This window comes from Cellulomonas sp. McL0617 (assembly GCF_049994875.1).
GTDB lineage: Bacteria > Actinomycetota > Actinomycetes > Actinomycetales > Cellulomonadaceae > Cellulomonas.
The window spans coordinates 3,404,896-3,424,266 of record NZ_CP188256.1 but is presented as its reverse complement, the minus strand read 5'-3'; the positions used below and the strand labels follow the sequence as shown (position 1 = coordinate 3,424,266).

Sequence of the window (19,371 nt, the reverse complement as noted above, 5' to 3'; positions counted from 1 at the left end):
CGGGGTGGAGATGGTGGCCGTGGTGCTCGGGGTCGTGGGGGCGCGCGGCGGCGCGGGCGCGTCGACGTTGGCCGCAGCGCTCGCCGGACAGCTCGCCCGACGAACCGCGACGGTGCTCGTGGACCTCGACCGCGGCTCGGGCGGGATCGACGTCCTGCTCGGGCTCGAGGGGGTCGACGGGGTGCGGTGGCCCGACCTGCGCGACGCGCGCGGCGACGTCCCGGGGGCCGACGTCGTCGCGGTCCTGCCCCGCTGGGGGTCGTGCGCGGTGCTGAGCGCCGACCGGTCGCGATCCGGCGCGCCCGAGCCCGCGGTGGTGGCGGACGTGCTGCACGGGTTGTGCGCGGCCGTCGGCGCCGTGGTGCTGGACCTGGACCGTTCGGCCGTGGTGGCAGGGGAGTCGCTCGTGGCCGTGTGCGACAGCGTGCTCGTCGTCGCGCCGCGGGACCTGCGCTCGGTGGCGGGCGTCCTCGCCATGCGGCCGTTCCTCGGTCCCGACGCCGGGCTCGTCGTGCGCGGGCCGGCGCCGGGCGGGCTCGGGGCCTCCGAGGTCGCGGCAGCGGTCGGCCTACCGGTCGTCGGCTCCCTGCGTCGGGACCGCCGTCTCCCGTCGGCCCTCGAGCACGGCGGGCTGGAGGTGCGAGGCCGGACCGCCCGGACCGCCGGCCGCCTCGCGCGGGGTGTGCTGTGAGCCTCGACGCCGCGTTCCTCGACCGGGTCCGCGCGCGGGTCGGGGTCGGTGACCCGCTGGACGTCGCGGTCGAGGCGGCCGCACGCTCGTCGGGTCTGGTGCTCGGGTCCAGCGCCCTGCTCGCGACCTCGCGCTCGGTGCGCAACGAGCTGTTCGGCGCGGGGCCCTTGCAGACCCTGCTGGACGACCCGGACGTGACCGACGTGCTGGTCAACGGTCCCAGCGACGTGTGGGTCGAGCGCGCCGGCCGGCTGATGCCGGCGGCCGTGGACCTGGGATCCGAGGCGGACGTGCGGACGCTCGCGGTCCGGCTCGCGGCCGCCGGCGGACAACGCCTCGACGACGCGTCGCCCACGGTCGACGCCTGTCTGCCCGACGGCACGCGCCTGCATGCGGTCCTGCCGCCGGTGGCCGGCGCCGGGGTGCTGCTCAGCCTCCGGGTGGTGCGGACCCGTGCGTTCACGCTCGACGAGCTGGTCGCGTCCGGCATGCTCGCCCGGGCTCTCGTACCGGTGGTCCGGGCCCTGGTCGCCGCCCGGGCGAACCTGCTGGTCTCGGGCGCCACCGGGTCGGGCAAGACCACCCTCCTGGCCGCCCTGCTCTCCGTGGTGCCGCACGACGAACGGATCGTCGTGATCGAGGAGGCCAGCGAGCTGCGGCCGGACCATCCCCACGTGGTGCGGCTGGTGGCACGCCGACCCAATGTCGACGGTGCCGGCTCGGTCGGGCTGAGCGAGCTGGTGCGGCAGGCCCTCCGGATGCGGCCCGACCGGATCGTGCTGGGTGAGTGCCGAGGGGCCGAGGTCCGCGAGGTGCTGACGGCCCTCAACACCGGCCACGACGGCGGCTGCGCGACCGTGCATGCGAACACCGCCGCGGACGTCCCGGCTCGGCTCGAGGCACTGGCGGCGTTGGCGGGCATGTCCCGGGACGCGGTCGCGGCGCAGGCGTCGAGCGCGCTCGACGCCGTGCTTCACCTGCGACGGTCGGCGGGCCTGCGGTACGTGGCGGAGGTCGGCGTGGTCCGCCGCTCCGGCACGGGGGCGCTCGAGGTGGTCGACGCGCTCCGGGCGGATGCGGGCGGCGCGTGCGTGCGCGGGCCGGGCTGGCCGGTGCTCGCGGAACGGCTCAGGCTGTGAGCGTCCTGGTCGCCCTGGCAGTCGCCGCGGCGGTCGTCGTGCTCGGCGTACGGGTGCCGCGACGGGTGGGACGGCCGGCGACGACAGGAGGAGGCCGGCCACGTCGAGCCCCGGCCCGGGCGCTGGAGCTGTCGGCGGTCGTGGCCGGCGCGGCGGCTCAGCTGCGGTCCGGTGCCTCGCCCGCCGATGCCTGGCAACGCGCCCTCGGCAGTCGGGCCCCGACCGTCGCCGGGTTGGTCGAGCGGTCCACCGGCCCGCGTGCGCGGCGTGGGGCGCGGACCCAGCGGGCCGCTGCGGTGGTGGCGGCTGCCCGGTTGTCGGAGGAGCTGGGCGCCCCGCTGGCCACGGTCCTGGATCGGGTGGGCGCGGGACTCGCCGCCGACGAGGAGAGCGAGGGCGAGCGGATCGCGGCGCTCGCCGGACCGCGTGCGACCGCTCAGGTGCTGGTGTGGCTCCCGGCGCTCGGCCTGCTGCTCGGTGCGGCGCTCGGTGCCGACCCGGTCGCCGTGATCGTCCGCGGCGGGACCGGCACCTACGCGGCCATAGCCGGCGCGGCGCTCGTGGTGCTCGGGCGGTGGTGGACGGCGTCGCTGCTGGCGCGGGCGGCGCGCGACGACGTCGGGGACGGCCGGTGGTGACGGCGATCGTCGTCGCTCTCGCGGTGCTCGGTGCGACGAGCCCGTGGTGGGTCCGGCACCCCCGTCGGGCACCGGCCGCCGGTGTCGGGGCGGCCGCGCCACCGACGCCGTCGGACCCCGTGCTCCTGCTGGACCTCGTCGAGGTGGCGCTCTCGACGGGTGCGTCCGTGCCGCGGGCGCTGGCCGCGGTCGGGTCGGCGGTGCGCGGGCCGGCGGGTGACTGCCTCGCGCGGGTCTCGGCGTCGCTGCTGCTCGGGGCGTCGTGGCGGTCGGCCTGGGCGGGATCGCCCGCGTCCCTCGTGGACGTCGCCGACGTGCTCGAGGCCAGCTGGACCACCGGCTCGGCGCCGGGCCCCGCGCTGCGCGCTCGCGCCGACGAGCTACGCCGACGCCGTCGCGTGCGCGCCCGCGCGGCCGCCGGCGCCCTTGGCGTGCAGCTCGTCCTGCCGCTCGGCCTGTGCTTCCTGCCGGCATTCGTCCTGCTCGGGCTCGTGCCGATGGTGCTCAGCCTCGCGACGGGGCTGTTCGGCGGTGGCTGACGGGCGGCAGCGTGCGCGGGCTCGCTCCCGTGACTGACGCGTCCACAGCCCTGGTCTGGGGCGTGGGGTCTGTGGCGCCGGTTGCGGCCGCCGTGCGCGACGGAGGCTGAGGGCGACGCCGGATGGACCGCGTCGCCAGGGGATGCGCCGAAGCGTCGGCGCAACGACGAGGGGAGAGCGAGATGACGAGTGACGACGAGCCGACCGGTGGTGCCGACGACCGGGCCGCGCCGCCGTGGCAGGAGCCGATGTCGGCGGACCGGTCCGTGCACTTCCTGGAACCGCGGCTGGTGGCTCGTCGTCGGGCGGTGCTGCCGGACGTCACGCGGACGGTGCGGGACCGCGGGCTGCACGTGCGCGACGAGCTCGCCGAGGCGGGGATGGCGACCGCCGAGTACGCGATCGCGACGCTCGCCGCGGTCGGGTTCGCCGGGCTGCTCGTGGTCATCCTGCGCGGCGACGAGGTGAAGGGCTTCCTGCTCGCCATCATCCGGCAGGCGCTGGGCCAGTGAGCCGGGAGGACCGGGGGAGCGTCACTGCCGAGCTCGCCGTCGGGCTGCCGGCGGTGGTCCTCGTGCTCGTCGCGCTGCTCGCCGTCTCGGCGTCGGCCATCACGCAGACTCGCTGCGCCGATGGTGCCCGGGCGGGTGCCCGGTCGGCGGCGCTGGGACAGGACGACGCCACCGTCGTGGCCACGGCGCGGCGGGTCGCCGGTGCGGGGGCCGCGGTGAGCGTGTCGCGGGCGGACGGCTGGGCGAGCGTCACGGTCTCCGCGAATGTCGGCCCGTGGCGCGGGGTGCCGCTGCGACCCGCGTCGACGGCGGTCGCCCGGGACGAGCCATGAGTGCACGGTCGCGCCGATGGGTCGTCGTTCGAGCGCGGCCTCGGTGGCTCGCCGACGGGTGCCGAGACGGCCTCGGGTCGCGGGGCGACGGCGGGACCAGGAGGTGGCCGTCGGGCGACGAGGGCTCCGGCACGGTGCTCCTCCTGGGGCTCGTCTGCGTCGTGATGCTCCTGATGGGCTTCCTCGGGGTGCTGGCGTCGGCGCAGTCGGCCCGGGCACGGGCGCAGGCGGCCTCCGACCTGGCTGCGCTCGCTGCGGCGACCCGGCTCCTTCCGCTCGGTGGCGGTGACGCGTGCGGGATGGCCGGCCAGACGGCCGTGCGCAACGGCGGCCGGTTGGTGGCGTGCGTCGACGAGGGCGGCGGGGTCGTGCGGGTCCGGGTCGAGGTGGCGACCCGGATCGGTTCGGCCTCGGCGGAGGCGCGGGCGGGTCCGGTGTCGGCCCGGAGCGACGGGTGACCGGTGACGGTCGACCGGTGACGGCTGACCGGTGACGGTCGACCGGTGGACCGGGGACCGGTGACCGTTGACCGAGCGCCGACCGGGCGTCAGCCGAAACGATCAGGCGGGCGCGTGGGCGAGGACCGCGTCGAGCAGGCGGACCGCGGCGGCCTTCTCCAGGGGGTTGTTCGCGTTGCCGCACTTGGGCGACTGGACGCAGGCCGGGCATCCGGAGACGCAGCGGCAGGAGGCGATGGCGTCGCGGGTGGCGCGCAACCAGGTGGCACCCAGCGTGAACCCGCGTTCCGCGAAGCCCGCGCCGCCGGGATAGCCGTCGTGCACGAAGACGGTGGCCGTCCCGGTGTCGACGTGCAGCGCCGTGGACAGGCCGCCCAGGTCCCACCGGTCGCACGTGGCGAGCAGCGGGAGGAGCCCGATCGAGGCGTGCTCGGCGGCGTGCAGGGCCCCCGGGGTGGTCTCGGCGTCGACGCCCGCCGCCTCCAGGACGGACGGCGGTGCGGTCCACCAGACGGCTGTCGTGCGCAGGGTCCGGGCCGGGAGGTCGAGGGTCTCGTTGCCCAGGATCTGCAGGTCGGGGATGCGTTTGCGCTGGTATCCGGTGACCTGGGTGGTCACGTCGACCGCGCCGAACCCCCACGTCACCGGGCCCCAGGGGACCTGGGCGTCGACCGACCGGATCTCGGTGCTCGTCGCGTAGCGGGCCCAGGTGCCGTAGTCGACGTCGCGCCGGGTGACCAGGGCGACGCCGTCCTCGAGCCGCAGCTCGTCGACGACGAATGTCGCGCCCTGGTGCACGTAGACGGCACCGGTGTGCACGGTCGAGTCGGCGGACGCGGCATCCACGGTGCCGAGCAGGCGGCCGGTCACCGACTCCACGACGCGGACGGGATCGCCCCCCGATCCGCGCAGGTCGGTCAGCCGGCTGGCCGCCTCGTTGCGGGTCCAGTACCAGCCGGAGGGCCGCCGCCGCAGGGCGCCACGGTCGACCAGCTCGCCGAGCAGCTCGAACGTGCGCGGCCCGAACCGGTCGAGCTCCTCGAACCGCAGGGGCAGCTCGGCGGCCGCGGCGCACAGGTGCGGGGCCAGGACGTACGGGTTCGTGGTGTCGAAGACGGTGGCCTCGACGGGGGTGTCGAAGATGGCCTCCGGGTGGTGCACGAGGAAGGTGTCCAGCGGGTCCTCGCGGGCGACGAGCGCGACGAGGCCGTCCGAGCCGGCCCTGCCCGCGCGGCCGGCCTGCTGCCACAGGGATACCCGCGTGCCGGGCCAGCCCGCGATGAGGACCGCGTCGAGCCCGGAGATGTCGACGCCGAGCTCGAGCGCGTTCGTCGTCGCCAGCGACAACAGGGCCCCGGTCCGGATGGCGTGCTCCAACGCGCGCCGCTCTTCTGGCAGGTAGCCGCCGCGGTAGGCCGAGACCCTGCGGCCGAGGGACGGGTCGACCTCTTCCAGGTGCCCCCGGGTCGACGCCGCGACGGACTCGGCGCCGCGGCGCGAGCGCGTGAACGCCAGCGTGCGGGCGCCCGCGATCGTGAGGTCGGCCAGCAGGTCGGCGATCTCGGCGGTCGCGGTGCGCCGGGGACGGTCGGCGGGCTCGCTGACTACGCGCTCCCCGGTCCCGAGCGGGCCCGAACCCTCGCGTCCGACGACCAGACCGGGCTGTGCGGTCGGCGCGGTGCCGGGGGTCGGCGAGGAGTCTCCCCAGACGTCGTCCGGCGCCGGAGGCGCGAGCGAGCCGGGCGCTCGGGCCAGGTCCGGCAGGGGCAGGTCGGTGGTCCATGGGTCGTCGTCGGAGGACGGGTACGCGACGCCGGGCAGCTCGGGCGGCTGCCACAGGACGAACGTCTTGCGCCCGGCGGGGGAGGCGTCGTCGGTCACGGCCTGCACGACGGACGGGTCGACGCCGATCAGCCGGGCGGCGCTGACCGCGGGGTCCGACGTGGTCGCCGAGGCCAGCAGGAAGGTCGGTGTCGCGCCGTACGACTCGGCCAGTCGACGCAGGCGCCGCAGGACGAGCCCGACGTGTGCGCCGAAGACGCCGCGGAAGGCGTGGCACTCGTCGAGCACGACAAACTGCAGCGACCCGAGCAGTCGCGCCCACCGCCGGTGCTGCGGCAGGAGCGCGAAGTGCAGGAAGTCGGGATTGGTGAGCACGACGTCGGCGTACTCCTGCACCCAGCGGCGCTCTTCGAGCGAGGTGTCCCCGTCGCAGGTCGCGATGCGCGTGTCCGTCGTGCCGGAGGCGACGAGCAACCGGTCGAGCGCGACGAGCTGGTCGGCGGCCAGGGCCTTGGTCGGGCACAGGTAGAGCGTGGTGGCGCGCCGGGTAAGCGACTCGATCCGTCCCGGGTCGAGGGTCGAGCGCGCGGCGGCCGCGCGGACGCGGGAGAGCGCCGGCAGCCAGAACGCGAGCGACTTGCCGGACCCGGTGGAGGTGGCCAGGACCGTGTGCCGACCGGACCACGCAGCGTCCGCGGCCGACACCTGGTGCGTCCACGGACGGTCCACGCCGAGCGCCCGGTACCCGCGCACCAGGTCGCCGTCCGCCCAGGTCGGCCAGTCCGCCTGGGTGCCCGCGCGGGCAGGCAGGTGTCGGACGTGGGTCAGCCGGTCGGCTCGTCGGCCTCCCGCGAGCAGCACGTCCAGCAGCTCGCCGGTCCCGACCACCGGGCAATCCTCGCACCGTGGTCCGTCAGGCAGGATCAGGGTATGGCGGCGCGCATCGACCTGAACTGCGACCTCGGTGAGGACGTCGACCCGTGGGAACCGGGCGTCGACGGTCTGGACACGCTGCTGCTCGGCGTCGTGACGAGTGCGAACGTGGCCTGCGGCTTCCACGCCGGCGACGCGCGCGTGATGGCGGCGGTGTGCCGGGCTGCCGCGGCCCGTGGCGTGGCGGTCGGCGCGCACGTGTCCTACCTCGACCGCGACCACTTCGGCCGCCGCGCGCTCGACGTGCCGTCGGACGTGCTCCGGGCGCAGGTGGCCTACCAGCTGGGCGCGTTGCAGGCGGTCGCGCGCAGCGTGGGCGCCTCGGTCGCCTACGTCAAGCCGCACGGCGCGCTGTACAACACGGTGGTGCACGACGAGGCGCACGCGCGGGCGGTCGTGGAGGCCGTCGACCTGCCCGTCGTCGGCCTGCCCGGTTCGGCAGTGCTGGCGCTGGCGCTGGCGAAGGGGTTGCGCACGGTCGCGGAGGCGTTCGCCGACCGCGGCTATCGCGCCGACGGGACGCTCGTCCCGCGCTCGCAGGACGGTGCGCTGCTCACGGACGCGGCGCAGGTCGCAGCCCGGGTGGTCCGGATCGCCGAGGCGGGGGTCGTGACCTCCGTCGACGGGACGGACGTCGACGTGCGTGCCGAGTCCGTGTGCGTCCACTCGGACACGCCAGGCGCTCTGGCTCTCGCCCGCAGCGTGCGGCGCGCGCTCGAGGAGTCCGGCGTCGCCGTCCACGCCTTCGCGACGACATGAGCGCAGTAGAGACAACATGAGCGCAACGGGGGACGGCATGAGCGCAGCAGGGATGACATGAGCGCCGACGAACAGCCCCGCGTACTTCCGTTCGGCGACGACGCCGTGCTCGTCGAGCTCGCCGACCTCACCGCCGTCCGCGCGCTGGACGACGCGATCCGGGCCCTGCGCACCGCGCACACGACAGGCACGACGAGCACGCGACGAGCGCCGAGCGCCGTGGACGCGCCCGGCACGGACCATCGGGCCGTCGTCGCGACCATCGTCGACCAGGTCCCGGCGGCACGCACGCTCCTGCTGCGGGTGGCGCCGGGTGCGGACCCGGGAGCGCTGGTCCCGGTTGTCGCGGCGGCCTGGGCGGAACGGCGGGGGGAGGCGACCCGGACCGTCGGCGCGTTGGTCACCCTCGACGTCACCTACGACGGCGCGGACCTGGCCGGCGTCTCCGGGCTGACGGGGCTCACGACGTCGGAGGTCGTCGCCCGGCACACCGCGGTGCTGTACACGGTCGCCTTCGGCGGCTTCATGCCCGGCTTCGCCTACCTGACCGGCCTGGACCCGGCGCTGCGCGTCTCACGACTGGCTTCACCCCGGCAGAAGGTCCCGGCGGGTTCAGTGGCGATCGCCGACGGGTTCAGCGCGATCTACCCGGCGGCCAGCCCGGGTGGCTGGCGGCTGCTCGGGACGTGCGCGGCCCGGCTGTTCGACGTCGACCGCGACCCGCCGGCGTTGCTGCAGCCGGGCACCCGGGTCCGGTTCGTGGCGACGCGATGATCCAGGTACTCGAGCCGGGCGTCCTCACGCTGGTCCAGGACCTCGGGCGGCCGGGCTGGGCGCACGTCGGGGTCGGTCGCGCGGGTGCGGCCGACGCCGGGTCGCTGCGCCTGGGCAACCGGCTCGTCGCCAACGACGACGGCGCCGCGAGCCTGGAGGTCCTGCTGGGCGGACTGCGCGTCCGTGTGCTGTACGACAGCACCCTCGCCGTCACCGGCGCTCCGGGTCCCGTGTGGGTGGACGGGACGCCGGTCGCCCACAACGCGGTCCTCGAGCTCGCGGCCGGCGCGGAGCTGCGGGTGGGCACGTCGCCGGTCGGGCTGCGGTCCTACGTTGCGGTGCGGGGTGGGATCGACGTGCCGCCCGTCCTGGGTTCGCGGTCCACGGACCAGCTGACTGGCCTCGGTCCGCCGCCGCTCGCGGCTGGCGACGTGCTCCCGGTCGGGCCGGCGCCGGACCGCTGGCCCGTGGTCGAGCTGGCCCCCGAGCACTCGTGGCCGACGCATGTCGTGCTGCCCGTCCAACCAGGTCCGCAGGCCGACTGGTTCGACGACGGTCTCGCGGTCCTGTTTGCGCACGAGTTCACGGTGACGCCCGCGACGAACCGCGTCGCGCTGCGGCTGTCCGGGACCGCCGTCCCGCGACACGAGCACCGGGAGCTGCCGTCGGCGGGCCTGGTCCCCGGTGCCGTGCAGATACCGCCCGACGGGCAGCCGGTCGTCTTCGGCGTCGACCATCCGGTGACGGGCGGTTACCCGGTCCTCGCGGTCGTGCGCGGCCGCGCGCTCGACCGGCTCGGCCAGGTGCGCCCTGGCGAGCACGTGCGGTTCGTCGTCGGCTGAGTGCGACGTCCGCGGTGGCCCGCCGCATTCGCCGGCAACCGCTGAGCGCGACGTCAGCGGTAGCCCGCCGCATCTGCCGGCAACCCGGCGTCCTGCACCTCGACCAGGTACCGCCAGCAGTCCGGCCGCGATCCGTCGACGTCGGTGAACCCGTACTCCTGGGCCAGCCCGCCCGACGAGAACGAGCCGCCGGTGCGCCGGTGCACGTCCGGGTCGGCCGCCAACGCGACCACTGCCCGCCCGACGAACAGCGGGCTCTCGGAGATCGCGGCGAAGTGCCGGTCGGCGGCGTCCTGCCAGGTCTCCTCCGTCACCCCCATGTGCTCGAGCATGCCCTCCGAGCGCAGCCAGCCGGGGGTGAGCGCGACGGCCGTCCCGCCCACGGGCGCCAGCTCACGGGCCAGGGTGAACGCGAGGCGCAGCGGCACGGCCTTGGCCAGGTCGTAGAACGTCGACACCCGGTACGTCGCGTCGTTGTACTGCCGGGTCCCGTCGGTCATCTCGACTACGAGCCCGCCCGGCGTCTTGGAGAGGAGCGCCAGGGCGAAGTGGTTGGTGATCAGGTGCGTCCGCGTCACGTTGTCGAACATCCGCAGGCCACCGGCCAGGTCGTGCTCCCACACGGGCACGTCCCACTCGATCAGGTGCTCGCCACCCCAGAGGTCGTTGACCAGCACGTCGAGCCGCCCGTGCGCGGCGGCGATCCGGTCGACCAGCGCCGCGACCTCGTCGGGAACCCCGTGGTCCACGCGGACCGCGACTCCCGGCCCGCCGGCGGCGGTCACCAGTGCGGCCGTCTCCTCGATGGTCTCGGGGCGATCGCCCGTGGAGCGACCTCCCGCGCTGCTGCGCCCGGTGCAGTACACCGTCGCGCCCGCCTCGCCCAGGGCGACCGCGATGCCCCGGCCCGCGCCGCGCGTCGCACCCGCGACGAGGGCGACCTTTCCCCTCAGCTCGTCCATCGGGCGACGGTACCCACCGCCTCGGACACCCGGTGGTCGCGAGATCGGCGTCGGACGGGCCCCATCTGTTTGAATGCCTAGCAGAGGAGGATCCGTGGACGTTCGCGTGACCAGCCGGGACGTCGGTTCCTGGACCGTCGTCGAGGTGGCCGGCGAGATCGACGTGTCGAGCGCCGACGCGCTGCGCGACGAGCTCTCGAGCGTGCTGGAGCGGGAGCGCACCGACCTCGTGATCGACCTGCGGGCGGTGACGTTCATGGACTCGACGGGCCTCGGCCTGCTCGTCGGCACCCTGAAGAAGGTACGGATGCAGGGCGGCACGTTGCAGCTGGTCATCGACAACGAGCGCCTGCTCAAGGTCCTGCGCCTGACCGCCTTGCTGCAGGTGTTCACGGTCCACGACACCCTCGAGGCCGCGCTCGGCGCGTGAGCCGCGGGTGAAGCCCGGCGACGTCGGGCGCGCCTACCGCAAGGTCGGGCTCCACGGTCCGTGCCCGCCCAGGGCGCGCCCCGGGTCGAGGTGAGTGACCCACAGGGACGTCGCCCGTCGTTGCGCAGTGGTCACACGATGGACGCGTCGCGGTGCGATCCAGGTCACATCTCATGGCTAGACTCGCCCGGGTCACACAGCAACGGGGCTGTCTGACAGGTCGCGGTCCGGGGGGTCCGCACCGGTGTCGAGGAGGATGCATGGTCGAGCTCGGTTCCACGAGCCTCACGATCGTCGGGGTCATCGCGGCGATCGCCGTCGTGTCTCTGATCATCGCTGTCGTACTTCGTCGGCAGGTGCTGGCGGCCGGTGAGGGCACCGAGAAGATGCAGGACATCGCCAAGGCGGTCCAGGAGGGGGCGTCGGCGTACCTGAGCCGGCAGTTCCGCACCCTGGCGGTCTTCGCGGTCGTCGTCTGCGGCCTGCTGTTCCTGCTGCCGGGAGACGGCGGCGTCAAGGTCGGCCGGTCGATCTACTTCCTGGTCGGTGCGGTCTTCTCCGCGACGATCGGGTACCTCGGCATGTGGCTGGCCACGCGGGCGAACCTGCGGGTCGCCGCGGCCGCCTCGCAGCCGGGCGGTCGGGCCGAGGGCGCGCGCATCGCGTTCCGCACCGGCGGGTTCGTCGGCATGAGCGTGGTCGGCCTCGGCCTGCTCGGTGCGTCGTCGGTGGTGCTCATCTACAAGGAGCAGGCGCCCGCGGTGCTCGAAGGCTTCGGCTTCGGCGCGGCGCTGCTCGCCATGTTCATGCGCGTCGGCGGCGGCATCTTCACCAAGGCCGCCGACGTCGGTGCCGACCTCGTCGGCAAGGTCGAGCAGGGCATCCCCGAGGACGACCCGCGCAACGCCGCGACCATCGCGGACAACGTGGGCGACAACGTCGGCGACTGCGCGGGCATGGCTGCGGACCTGTTCGAGTCCTACGCCGTGACGCTCGTCGCGGCCCTCATCCTGGGCAAGGTCGCGTTCGGCGAGCAGGGCCTGGTGTTCCCGCTCGTCGTCACCGCGATGGGTGCGATCGTCGCGGTGCTCGGCGTGCTGATCACCCGTGTGCGCGGCTCCGAGTCCGGCCTCGCCGCGATCAACCGGGGGTTCTACATCTCCGCGCTGGTTGGCGTCCTGCTCTCCGCGATCGCCGCCTACGTCTACCTCCCGGACACGTTCGCCGGCTTCGACGGCGGGTCCCTGGCCGACCACTCCGGCGACCCGCGCCTGGTCGCCTCGGTCGCGGTCGCGATCGGCGTGGTCCTGGCGGGCATCATCTTGTGGGTCACCGGCTACTTCACGGGCACGACGAGCAAGCCGACGCTGCACGTCGCGCGCACCACGCTCACCGGTGCGGCCACGGTCGTCCTGTCGGGCATCGGCGTCGGCTTCGAGTCCGCCGTCTACACGGCGGGCATCATCGCGGCGGCGATCTGCGGGGTCTTCCTGCTCGCCGGCGGTTCGGTCACGCTCGCGCTCTTCCTCATCGCCGTCGCCGGCTGCGGCCTGCTCACCACGGTCGGCGTGATCGTCGCCATGGACACGTTCGGCCCCGTCAGCGACAACGCGCAGGGGATCGCCGAGATGTCGGGCGACGTGACGCCGGAGGGCGCGCAGATCCTCACCGACCTGGACGCCGTCGGCAACACGACGAAGGCCGTGACCAAGGGCATCGCGATCGCGACCGCCGTGCTCGCCGCGACGGCCCTGTTCGGCTCCTACCAGGAGGCCGTCCTGACCGCGATCGGCAAGGCGGTCCCCGACTGGAAGCCCGGGGCGGCGGTCCCCGGCAGCGACATCATCCAGGCGATGGTCAACTACCAGATCATCAGCCCCGTGACGCTCGTCGGCGTGATCCTGGGCGGGGCGACGGTGTTCCTGTTCTCCGGCCTCGCGATCGACGCGGTCACCCGCGCCGCGGGCGCCATCGTGTTCGAGGTGCGCCGCCAGTTCCGCGAGAACCCCGGGATCATGACCTACGAGGTCCGTCCCGAGTACGGCCGCGTCGTCGACATCTGCACCCGCGACTCGCTGCGCGAGCTGGCCACCCCGGGCCTGCTCGCTGCGTTCGCGCCCATCGCGGTCGGGTTCGGCCTCGGGGTCGGGCCGCTCGCCGGCTTCCTCGGCGGCGCGATCGGCACCGGCGTCCTCATGGCGGTCTTCCTGGCCAACTCGGGCGGTGCCTGGGACAACGCGAAGAAGATCGTCGAGGACGGCAACTTCGGCGGCAAGGGCTCCGACGCCCACGCGGCCGCAGTCATCGGCGACACCGTCGGCGACCCGTTCAAGGACACCGCCGGCCCGGCCATCAACCCGCTGATCAAGGTCATGAACCTGGTCGCGCTGCTGATCGCCCCGGCTGTGGTGTCCGTGACGCTCGGCGACTCCGCCAGCCCGACGCTGCGGATCATCATCGCGGCGGTGGCCGCTCTCATCGCCTTCGGCGCGGTCATCGCGTCCCGGCTGCGGGCGGCTCGCGACGACAAGGGCGACCTGACCCGCGAGGCCGAGAAGCTCCTCGCCGGGTGATGCGGAGGCCCCCGGTCGACCGCCGGGGGCCTCGCTAGGGTGTCGTGGGTGCAGCGCAACGAGCTGGTCCGGCAGGTCGCGACCGCGTTCGCGGCGTGCTCGCGCGTGATCGGCAACGACGTGGACGAGCGGGTGCGGCCGAGCGGGCTGACCGGACCGCTCGCCGAGCTCCTGTGGAACCTCGACCCCGAGAGCTCCCGGCCGGCCATGAAGGATCTGGCCCTGGCGATGCACTGCGACCGGTCGAACGTCACGACGCTGGTGGAGCGGCTCGCTGCGCTCGGGCTGGTGGACCGCGCGGAGGATCCGCTCGACCGCCGGTCGAGGATCGTCACGCTCACGCCGCAGGGCCGGGCCACCCGCGCGCGCACCGCCGACACGCTGGCCGAGGACTCGGCGTTCGCCACGCTCTCCGACCGCGACCTGGTCGAGCTCGGGCGCCTGCTCGCGGCTCTCGGCGCATGAGGCTGATGACGTACAACCTCAAGGGGTTGCATCTCTCGGCACGTGCGGCTGCGGCGGTCGTCCGGGCGTCCGAGCCGTACGTGCTCGCCGTCCAGGAGCCGCCCCGCGGCCCGTTCGGGCGGTGCCGGATGCGGCGGTTCGGTGCGTCCGTCGGGCTCGAGCCCGTGGTCAGCGGCCGGGGCGCGCGCACGACCGCGCTGCTGGTCCGGGACCCGTCGGCGGTCCGGGACGCGCGGGCGGTCCGGCTGTCCTGGCGGCCGGGCACCACCCGTCGCGGTGTCTCGGTGGCAGTCGTCGACGGGATCACCGTCGTCGTCGTCCACTTCTCGCTGGACCGCGCCGAACGCGCCGCGCACCTGACCCGGCTGCTCGCCGAGGTCGTCCCGACGACCCGGACCGTGGTGCTCGGCGACATCAACGAGCGGCCCGACGGACCGGCGTGGGCGCGGCTCGCGGCGCACCTCGGGGCAGCGGCCGTGCCGACCGGTCCGACGTTCCCGTCGACCCGACCCGTGCAACGCATCGACGCCGTGCTCCCCACGCCGGACCTGACGGTCGCGGGCGCGTTCGTACCGGACGGCCCGGAGGTCGAGGCCGGCAGCGACCACCGGCCGATCGTCGCCGACCTGCACTGACACACTGAGGCACGTGGAACACGACCTCGTCCTGATCGACCGGCTCCGCGACGACCTGAGGGTCGCCGGCTACGGCGTCGCCGGTGTCGAGGAGGCGCTCGGGTCGATCGCCTCGGACGCCCTGCACCGGGAGGAGCCGGTCCCCGCGCTGCGTGCCACCGCAGGTTCCGGCGACGCCGTCGCGACGCTGGTGCGAGCGTTCCTGCTCGGTGCCGTGGTTCCGGCGTCGGCAGTGGTCGCGGCCCTGCCGACTCTCGGCATCGACGGTGCGGTCGCGCTCGGGCTCGTCGAGACGGGCGGTGACCAGGTGCGCGCCCTCGTCGACCTGCGCCCGTACTCGGCGGTCGACGGCGGGGGCGAGGTCGACTGGTGGATCGCGTCCGACCTGGGCGAGCTGGCCACCGGGCGCCCGCTGCGCACCGACCACGTGCTCGGCGTCGGCGGCGCCTCGACCACGCTCGCGCAGGTCACGGTCCGCGACCCTCGGGCGCTGGTGCTCGACATCGGCACGGGCTGCGGCATCCAGGCGCTCCACGCGTCGCGCCACTCCCGGCGGGTCATCGGCACCGACATCTCGCTGCGGGCGCTGGAGTTCGCGCGGTTCAACGCGCTGCTCGCGGGCGTCGTCCTGGAGCTTCGCGACGGCTCGATGCTGGAGCCGGTGGCCGACGAGCGCTTCGACCTCGTCGTCAGCAACCCGCCGTTCGTCATCACCCCGCGGACGCCCGGCATGCCCGCGTACGAGTACCGCGACGGCGGGCGTGCCGGGGACGCGATCGTGCAGGAGCTCGTCGAGGGCGTCGGGGCGGTGCTGGCGCCGGGCGGGGTCGCGCAGCTGCTGGGCAACTGGGAGGTCCGCCGCGGCGAGCAGTGGCACGAGCGCGTGGGCGGCTGGCTCGACGCGTCCGGGCTGGACGGCTGGGTGGTCCAGCGCGAGCTGCAGGACCCCGCGCAGTACGCCGAGACGTGGATCCGCGACGGCGGCACGACGCCGGACCGCGACCGCGCGGCCTGGGCGTCCCGCTACGGCTCGTGGCTCGACGACTTCGCCTCCCGGGACGTCGAGGCGATCGGCTTCGGCGTGCTGACCCTGCGCCGACCGTTGTCGGGCGCCCCGTCGCTGCGACGGCTGGAGGAGGTCACCGGCACGGTCCGGCAGCCGCTCGGACCGGCCATCGCCGCGTCGCTCGAGGCGCACGACTGGCTCGAGTTCCACGACGACGACGGTCTTCTGGCGTCGCACCTGGTGGTCGCGCCGGACGTGACCGAGGAGCGCTACCTGACGCCGGGCGAGAGCGACCCGCAGGTCGTCCTGCTGCGCCAGGGCGGCGGATTCGGCCGGGCGGTGCAGGCCGGTACCGCGCTCGCGGGGTTCGTCGGCGCCTGCGACGGCGACCTCTCCGTGGGCCAGATCGTGAACGCCCTCGGTGCGTTGCTCGACGTGGGCGCCGACGCGGTCGCCGCCGACATCCTGCCCTCGACCCGCGGTCTGGTCCGCGACGGCCTCCTTCTCCCGTCGGCGGGGCCTGGAACTACTCACAGGTCAACCACAGGTCGGTGACACCGACCGTCCAGGGCACGTCCCTACGTTCAGCCCAGGTTGATTGGCCTGGTCACAGACGTGAGGACGAAGAATGCAGCGCGCATGGCAGCGGACGAGTCCGCTCACCCGGACTCTCGGGGCGGTGGTCGTCGTGGCGATCGCGGCGGCGGCGATCTGGTGGTTCGGCATCCGGGACGCCTCCGCCGCGACCGCCGCACCGATCACCCGGACGGTCGCCGCGAGCCTGACGACGATGGAGAAGTCCGTCTCGGGCAGCGGCACGCTGACGCCGACCGTGCAGCAGGACGTGAACTTCGCGGTCAGCGGGACGGTCACGGGCGTGCCGGTCGCCGTGGGGCAGACGGTGACCGCCGGGCAGACGCTCGCGACCGTCGACACCCTGGCGCTCCAGGCGGACCTCCTGCAGGCGAAGTCGACGCTCGCGAGCGCCCAGGCCAAGCTGTCCGACGCGACGGCGGTCACGCCGGCGTCGGCCGCACGGACCGCGCAGATCGCGGCGGCGCAGGCGCAGGTCGACGTCGCGCAATCGGGTGTCGACACCGCGCAGACGGCCATGAACGGGGCGACGCTGGTCGCGCCGGTCGCCGGCCTGGTCACCGCGGTCAACCTCGAGGTGGGGGACGCGGTCAGCGGTTCGTCGTCGTCGCAGGGGCAGAACCCGAGCAGCAGCAGCAGTAGCAGTAGCAGCAGCAACAGCAGCAGCAGCAGCAGCAACAGCACGGCGCAGTTCACGATCGTCGACACCACCAACTGGAAGGTCGACGTCACGGTCTCCGACGCGGACGTCTCGCTCATCGCGGTCGGGGACCAGGCGGACGTCACGCTCGACGGCGCGACGACGCCGATCTTCGGCACGATCAGCGCGATCGGCCTGCTGTCCACCAGCGACTCCGGCGTCGCGGCCTACCCGGTGACGGTCGCGGTCACGGGTGACCAGGCCGGCCTGCACGACGGCGTCACGGCGACCGTGAAGCTCATCTACGAGCGCCGGGCGAACGTGCTCACCGTGCCGAGCCTCGCGGTCACCACGGCCGACGGGAAGTCGACCGTGAAGGTGGAGGACGCCGAGGGCAAGATCACCACCGTCGACGTGACGGTCGGGGAGACCTCCGGCAACCTCACCGAGATCACCAAGGGCGTCGCCGAGGGCGACAACGTGGTGCTGGTGGTCTTCACGCCGGGCGCCGGCAGCGGCACCGGGACCAACCGCGGCAACCGCACCGGCGAGCTCCCCGGCGGCGGGCAGTTCTTCTACGGCGGCGGCGGTACCGGCGGCACGGGCGGGACCGGCGGGACCGGCGGCGCCCAGTTCAGCAGGCAGGGCGGCGGTTCGACGAATGGCTGAGCTGACCCTCCCCTTCTTTCCCGACGAGGCCGCGACCGATGCGGGCGCGCCCGTCATCGACCTGGTCGGCGTCGGCAAGACGTACACCTCCGGCAGCATCGAGTTCGAGGCGCTCAAGGGCGTCGACCTGCGGATCGACCAGGGCGAGTACGTGGCCGTCATGGGTCCGTCGGGGTCGGGCAAGTCGACGCTGATGAACATCCTCGGCTGCCTCGACACCCTGACCCGCGGCTCGTATCACCTGGCTGGCGAGGACGTGGGCGAGCTGGACGAGATCGACCTGGCCGACATCCGCAACCGGCGCATCGGGTTCGTGTTCCAGCAGTTCAACCTGCTGCCGTCGCTGTCGGCGCTGCGCAACGTGGAGCTGCCGCTGATGTACGGCCGGGTGCACGGCCCGGAGCGCAAGGTGCGGGCGACCGCGGCCCTCGAGCGCGTGGGTCTGGGCGACCGCCTGGCCAACCGGCCCGGTGAGCTGTCCGGCGGCCAGCAGCAGCGGGTCGCGGTGGCCCGCGCCCTCGTCGGCGAGCCCGCCCTGCTCCTTGCCGACGAGCCGACGGGCAACCTCGACTCGTCGTCGACGCACGAGATCCTCGGGCTCTTCGACGAGCTGCACGCGCAGGGCCGCACGATCGTGCTCATCACGCACGAGCTCGAGGTTGCCGAGCGCGCCGAGCGGGTGGTGCGCGTGATGGACGGTCAGATCACGACGGCCGGCACGTCGGACGGCGGTGCCCGATGACCTGGACGGAGACCCTCCGCACGGGTTGGGCGGCCGTGCACACGCACGCGCTGCGCTCCATCCTCACGGTGCTCGGCATCCTCATCGGGATCGCGGCCGTGATCCTGACCGTCGGGCTCGGGCTCGGCACGCAGAAGGACGTCAGCGCGCAGATCAGCCAGCTCGGCAGCAACCTGCTGATCGTCAAGCCGGGCAGCAGCACCACGACCGCCGGCATCCGCGGCGGCTTCGGATCGCGGACCACGCTGACCACGGCCGACGCCGAGGCGCTGGCCTCGTCGGTGAACGCCCCGGACATCGGCAAGGTCGCGGCCGAGAAGACGTCGTCCGCCTCGCTCGTCGCCGGCACCACCAACTGGACCACCCAGGTCACGGGCACCACGGACGACTGGCTCGCCGTGCGCGGCCGGACGGTCGCGTCGGGCGCGTTCTTCACCGCCGCCGACGAGGCGAACCGCGCGAAGGTCGTCGTGCTCGGCCCGGAGACGGCCACCGAGCTGTTCGGCACCACGCGGGTCGTGGGCCAGACCGTCACCGTGGACGACACGGACCTGCAGGTGGTCGGCGTGCTGGCGGCCCAGGGCGCGTCGGGGGACAGCGACCTCGACGACGTCGCCATCATCCCGATGTCGACAGCGGCGGACTCCCTGACCGGCGGTCTGAGCCGGAACGCGGTGTCGACGATCTACATCCAGGCCGCGTCGACCGACCAGCTGAACGCCGCCTACCAGGAGGCCGACACGCTCCTGCTGAACCTGCACGGCATCACGAGCTCCGAGAGCGCCGACTTCACCATCAACAGCCAGGATGCGCTGGTGTCGACGGCGACGGCGGTCTACAAGACGCTGACCGTCCTGCTCACCGGCATCGCTGCCCTGTCCCTGCTGGTGGGCGGCATCGGCGTCATGAACATCATGCTGGTGTCGGTCACCGAGCGGACCCGTGAGATCGGTCTGCGCAAGGCGCTGGGCGCCCCGCCATGGGCCATCCGCCGCCAGTTCCTGGTCGAGGCCACCGTGCTCGGCCTGTCCGGAGGGCTGCTCGGTGCGGCGCTCGGCATCATCGCCGCCCAGATCCTGCCCGGCCTGCTCGACACGTCCGTGGTCGTGTCCGGCGCCGCGGTCGTCGGTGCCGTCGTGATCGCGATGGGCATCGGCCTGGTCTTCGGCGTCTACCCCGCCACGCGCGCCGCGCGACTGGCCCCCATCGACGCGCTGCGCGCGGAGTAACCCATGAACACCCCGAGGAGCATCACC

The 19,371-nt window shown here is 74.2% G+C and carries 20 protein-coding genes; 18 read left to right on the top strand and 2 right to left on the bottom strand.

What is annotated here, in order from left to right; genetic code table 11:
• Positions 1–10 precede the first annotated feature (10 nt).
• From ssd to ACPPVS_RS15515, 7 genes are all read left to right on the top strand, one after another.
• Positions 11–691: a septum site-determining protein Ssd gene (ssd, locus tag ACPPVS_RS15545; RefSeq protein WP_426593138.1), complete on the top strand. Its 681-nt coding sequence runs from the start codon at positions 11–13 to the stop codon at positions 689–691.
• Complete coding sequence (locus tag ACPPVS_RS15540; protein WP_426593137.1) at positions 688–1,830, top strand: TadA family conjugal transfer-associated ATPase; 1,143 nt, start codon at positions 688–690, stop codon at positions 1,828–1,830. Before ssd ends, ACPPVS_RS15540 begins: the two co-directional genes overlap by 4 nt.
• The gene (locus ACPPVS_RS15535; RefSeq protein WP_426593136.1) at positions 1,827–2,468 is read left to right on the top strand and encodes a type II secretion system F family protein; all 642 of its coding nucleotides are present in this window, start codon (positions 1,827–1,829) and stop codon (positions 2,466–2,468) included. Before ACPPVS_RS15540 ends, ACPPVS_RS15535 begins: the two co-directional genes overlap by 4 nt.
• The gene (locus ACPPVS_RS15530; protein ID WP_426593135.1) at positions 2,462–3,007 is read left to right on the top strand and encodes a type II secretion system F family protein; all 546 of its coding nucleotides are present in this window, start codon (positions 2,462–2,464) and stop codon (positions 3,005–3,007) included. The genes ACPPVS_RS15535 and ACPPVS_RS15530 overlap by 7 nt, the downstream gene beginning before the upstream one ends.
• A 182-nt stretch (positions 3,008–3,189) precedes the next feature.
• Positions 3,190–3,519 (top strand): DUF4244 domain-containing protein, encoded by a 330-nt coding sequence (locus ACPPVS_RS15525; RefSeq protein WP_426593134.1) that lies wholly within the window; start codon positions 3,190–3,192, stop codon positions 3,517–3,519.
• Positions 3,516–3,851 (top strand): TadE family type IV pilus minor pilin, encoded by a 336-nt coding sequence (locus tag ACPPVS_RS15520; RefSeq protein ID WP_426593133.1) that lies wholly within the window; start codon positions 3,516–3,518, stop codon positions 3,849–3,851. Before ACPPVS_RS15525 ends, ACPPVS_RS15520 begins: the two co-directional genes overlap by 4 nt.
• Positions 3,848–4,309, top strand: a complete 462-nt coding sequence (locus tag ACPPVS_RS15515) for an Rv3654c family TadE-like protein (protein ID WP_426593132.1) — start codon at positions 3,848–3,850, stop codon at positions 4,307–4,309. The genes ACPPVS_RS15520 and ACPPVS_RS15515 overlap by 4 nt, the downstream gene beginning before the upstream one ends.
• Positions 4,310–4,411: 102 nt before the next feature.
• Here the strand turns inward: ACPPVS_RS15515 and ACPPVS_RS15510 are convergent, their stop codons facing one another.
• Complete coding sequence (locus ACPPVS_RS15510; protein WP_426593131.1) at positions 4,412–6,979, bottom strand: DEAD/DEAH box helicase; 2,568 nt, start codon at positions 6,977–6,979, stop codon at positions 4,412–4,414.
• A gap of 42 nt (positions 6,980–7,021) precedes the next feature.
• Here ACPPVS_RS15510 and ACPPVS_RS15505 point away from each other — a divergent pair, with 42 nt between their 5' ends.
• From ACPPVS_RS15505 to ACPPVS_RS15495, 3 genes are read left to right on the top strand one after another with little or no spacing between them, the layout of a single operon-like run.
• Positions 7,022–7,783: a LamB/YcsF family protein gene (locus ACPPVS_RS15505; protein WP_426593130.1), complete on the top strand. Its 762-nt coding sequence runs from the start codon at positions 7,022–7,024 to the stop codon at positions 7,781–7,783.
• Positions 7,784–7,840: 57 nt separating this feature from the next.
• Positions 7,841–8,557, top strand: a complete 717-nt coding sequence (locus ACPPVS_RS15500; RefSeq protein ID WP_426593129.1) for a 5-oxoprolinase subunit B family protein — start codon at positions 7,841–7,843, stop codon at positions 8,555–8,557.
• Complete coding sequence (locus tag ACPPVS_RS15495) at positions 8,554–9,399, top strand: biotin-dependent carboxyltransferase family protein (protein WP_426593128.1); 846 nt, start codon at positions 8,554–8,556, stop codon at positions 9,397–9,399. The genes ACPPVS_RS15500 and ACPPVS_RS15495 overlap by 4 nt, the downstream gene beginning before the upstream one ends.
• Positions 9,400–9,452: 53 nt before the next feature.
• On the opposite strand, the gene ACPPVS_RS15490 is transcribed toward ACPPVS_RS15495, so the two are convergent.
• Complete coding sequence (locus tag ACPPVS_RS15490) at positions 9,453–10,361, bottom strand: SDR family oxidoreductase (RefSeq protein WP_426593127.1); 909 nt, start codon at positions 10,359–10,361, stop codon at positions 9,453–9,455.
• 94 nt (positions 10,362–10,455) lie between these two features.
• On the opposite strand from ACPPVS_RS15490, the gene ACPPVS_RS15485 reads away from it, so the two are divergent.
• The 8 genes from ACPPVS_RS15485 to ACPPVS_RS15450 all read left to right on the top strand — a co-directional run bounded on the left by ACPPVS_RS15485 (position 10,456) and on the right by ACPPVS_RS15450 (position 19,344).
• A complete protein-coding gene (locus tag ACPPVS_RS15485) occupies positions 10,456–10,791 on the top strand; it encodes an STAS domain-containing protein (RefSeq protein ID WP_426593126.1) in 336 nt (111 codons plus the stop codon).
• Between the two features lie 260 nt (positions 10,792–11,051).
• Positions 11,052–13,364 carry a sodium-translocating pyrophosphatase gene (locus ACPPVS_RS15480; RefSeq protein WP_426593125.1) on the top strand — a complete coding sequence of 771 codons (2,313 nt, stop codon included), beginning with the start codon at positions 11,052–11,054 and terminating at the stop codon, positions 13,362–13,364.
• A 48-nt stretch (positions 13,365–13,412) separates the two neighbouring features.
• The gene (locus ACPPVS_RS15475; protein ID WP_426593124.1) at positions 13,413–13,829 is read left to right on the top strand and encodes a MarR family winged helix-turn-helix transcriptional regulator; all 417 of its coding nucleotides are present in this window, start codon (positions 13,413–13,415) and stop codon (positions 13,827–13,829) included.
• Positions 13,826–14,464 carry an endonuclease/exonuclease/phosphatase family protein gene (locus ACPPVS_RS15470; protein WP_426593123.1) on the top strand — a complete coding sequence of 213 codons (639 nt, stop codon included), beginning with the start codon at positions 13,826–13,828 and terminating at the stop codon, positions 14,462–14,464. The genes ACPPVS_RS15475 and ACPPVS_RS15470 overlap by 4 nt, the downstream gene beginning before the upstream one ends.
• Before the next feature lie 13 nt (positions 14,465–14,477).
• A complete protein-coding gene (locus tag ACPPVS_RS15465; protein WP_426593122.1) occupies positions 14,478–16,025 on the top strand; it encodes a DUF7059 domain-containing protein in 1,548 nt (515 codons plus the stop codon).
• Between the two features lie 73 nt (positions 16,026–16,098).
• Positions 16,099–17,373 (top strand): efflux RND transporter periplasmic adaptor subunit, encoded by a 1,275-nt coding sequence (locus ACPPVS_RS15460; protein WP_426593121.1) that lies wholly within the window; start codon positions 16,099–16,101, stop codon positions 17,371–17,373.
• A complete protein-coding gene (locus ACPPVS_RS15455; protein ID WP_426593120.1) occupies positions 17,366–18,115 on the top strand; it encodes an ABC transporter ATP-binding protein in 750 nt (249 codons plus the stop codon). Before ACPPVS_RS15460 ends, ACPPVS_RS15455 begins: the two co-directional genes overlap by 8 nt.
• On the top strand, positions 18,112–19,344 hold the full coding sequence (locus ACPPVS_RS15450; protein WP_426593119.1) for an ABC transporter permease: 1,233 nt from the start codon (positions 18,112–18,114) through the stop codon (positions 19,342–19,344). The genes ACPPVS_RS15455 and ACPPVS_RS15450 overlap by 4 nt, the downstream gene beginning before the upstream one ends.
• Positions 19,345–19,371: the final 27 nt, after the last annotated feature.

Excerpts from the sequence above, each read along its gene's own strand:
- ssd (WP_426593138.1), top strand. The coding sequence starts at position 11 with ATGGTGGCCGTGGTGCTCGGGGTCGTGGGGGCGCGCGGCGGCGCGGGC.
- ACPPVS_RS15525 (WP_426593134.1), top strand. The coding sequence starts at position 3,190 with ATGACGAGTGACGACGAGCCGACCGGTGGTGCCGACGACCGGGCCGCG.
- ACPPVS_RS15515 (WP_426593132.1), top strand. The coding sequence starts at position 3,848 with ATGAGTGCACGGTCGCGCCGATGGGTCGTCGTTCGAGCGCGGCCTCGG.
- ACPPVS_RS15505 (WP_426593130.1), top strand. The coding sequence starts at position 7,022 with ATGGCGGCGCGCATCGACCTGAACTGCGACCTCGGTGAGGACGTCGAC.
- ACPPVS_RS15500 (WP_426593129.1), top strand. The coding sequence starts at position 7,841 with ATGAGCGCCGACGAACAGCCCCGCGTACTTCCGTTCGGCGACGACGCC.
- ACPPVS_RS15495 (WP_426593128.1), top strand. The coding sequence starts at position 8,554 with ATGATCCAGGTACTCGAGCCGGGCGTCCTCACGCTGGTCCAGGACCTC.
- ACPPVS_RS15490 (WP_426593127.1), bottom strand. The coding sequence starts at position 10,361 with ATGGACGAGCTGAGGGGAAAGGTCGCCCTCGTCGCGGGTGCGACGCGC.
- ACPPVS_RS15480 (WP_426593125.1), top strand. The coding sequence starts at position 11,052 with ATGGTCGAGCTCGGTTCCACGAGCCTCACGATCGTCGGGGTCATCGCG.
- ACPPVS_RS15470 (WP_426593123.1), top strand. The coding sequence starts at position 13,826 with ATGAGGCTGATGACGTACAACCTCAAGGGGTTGCATCTCTCGGCACGT.
- ACPPVS_RS15460 (WP_426593121.1), top strand. The coding sequence starts at position 16,099 with ATGCAGCGCGCATGGCAGCGGACGAGTCCGCTCACCCGGACTCTCGGG.
- ACPPVS_RS15455 (WP_426593120.1), top strand. The coding sequence starts at position 17,366 with ATGGCTGAGCTGACCCTCCCCTTCTTTCCCGACGAGGCCGCGACCGAT.
- ACPPVS_RS15450 (WP_426593119.1), top strand. The coding sequence starts at position 18,112 with ATGACCTGGACGGAGACCCTCCGCACGGGTTGGGCGGCCGTGCACACG.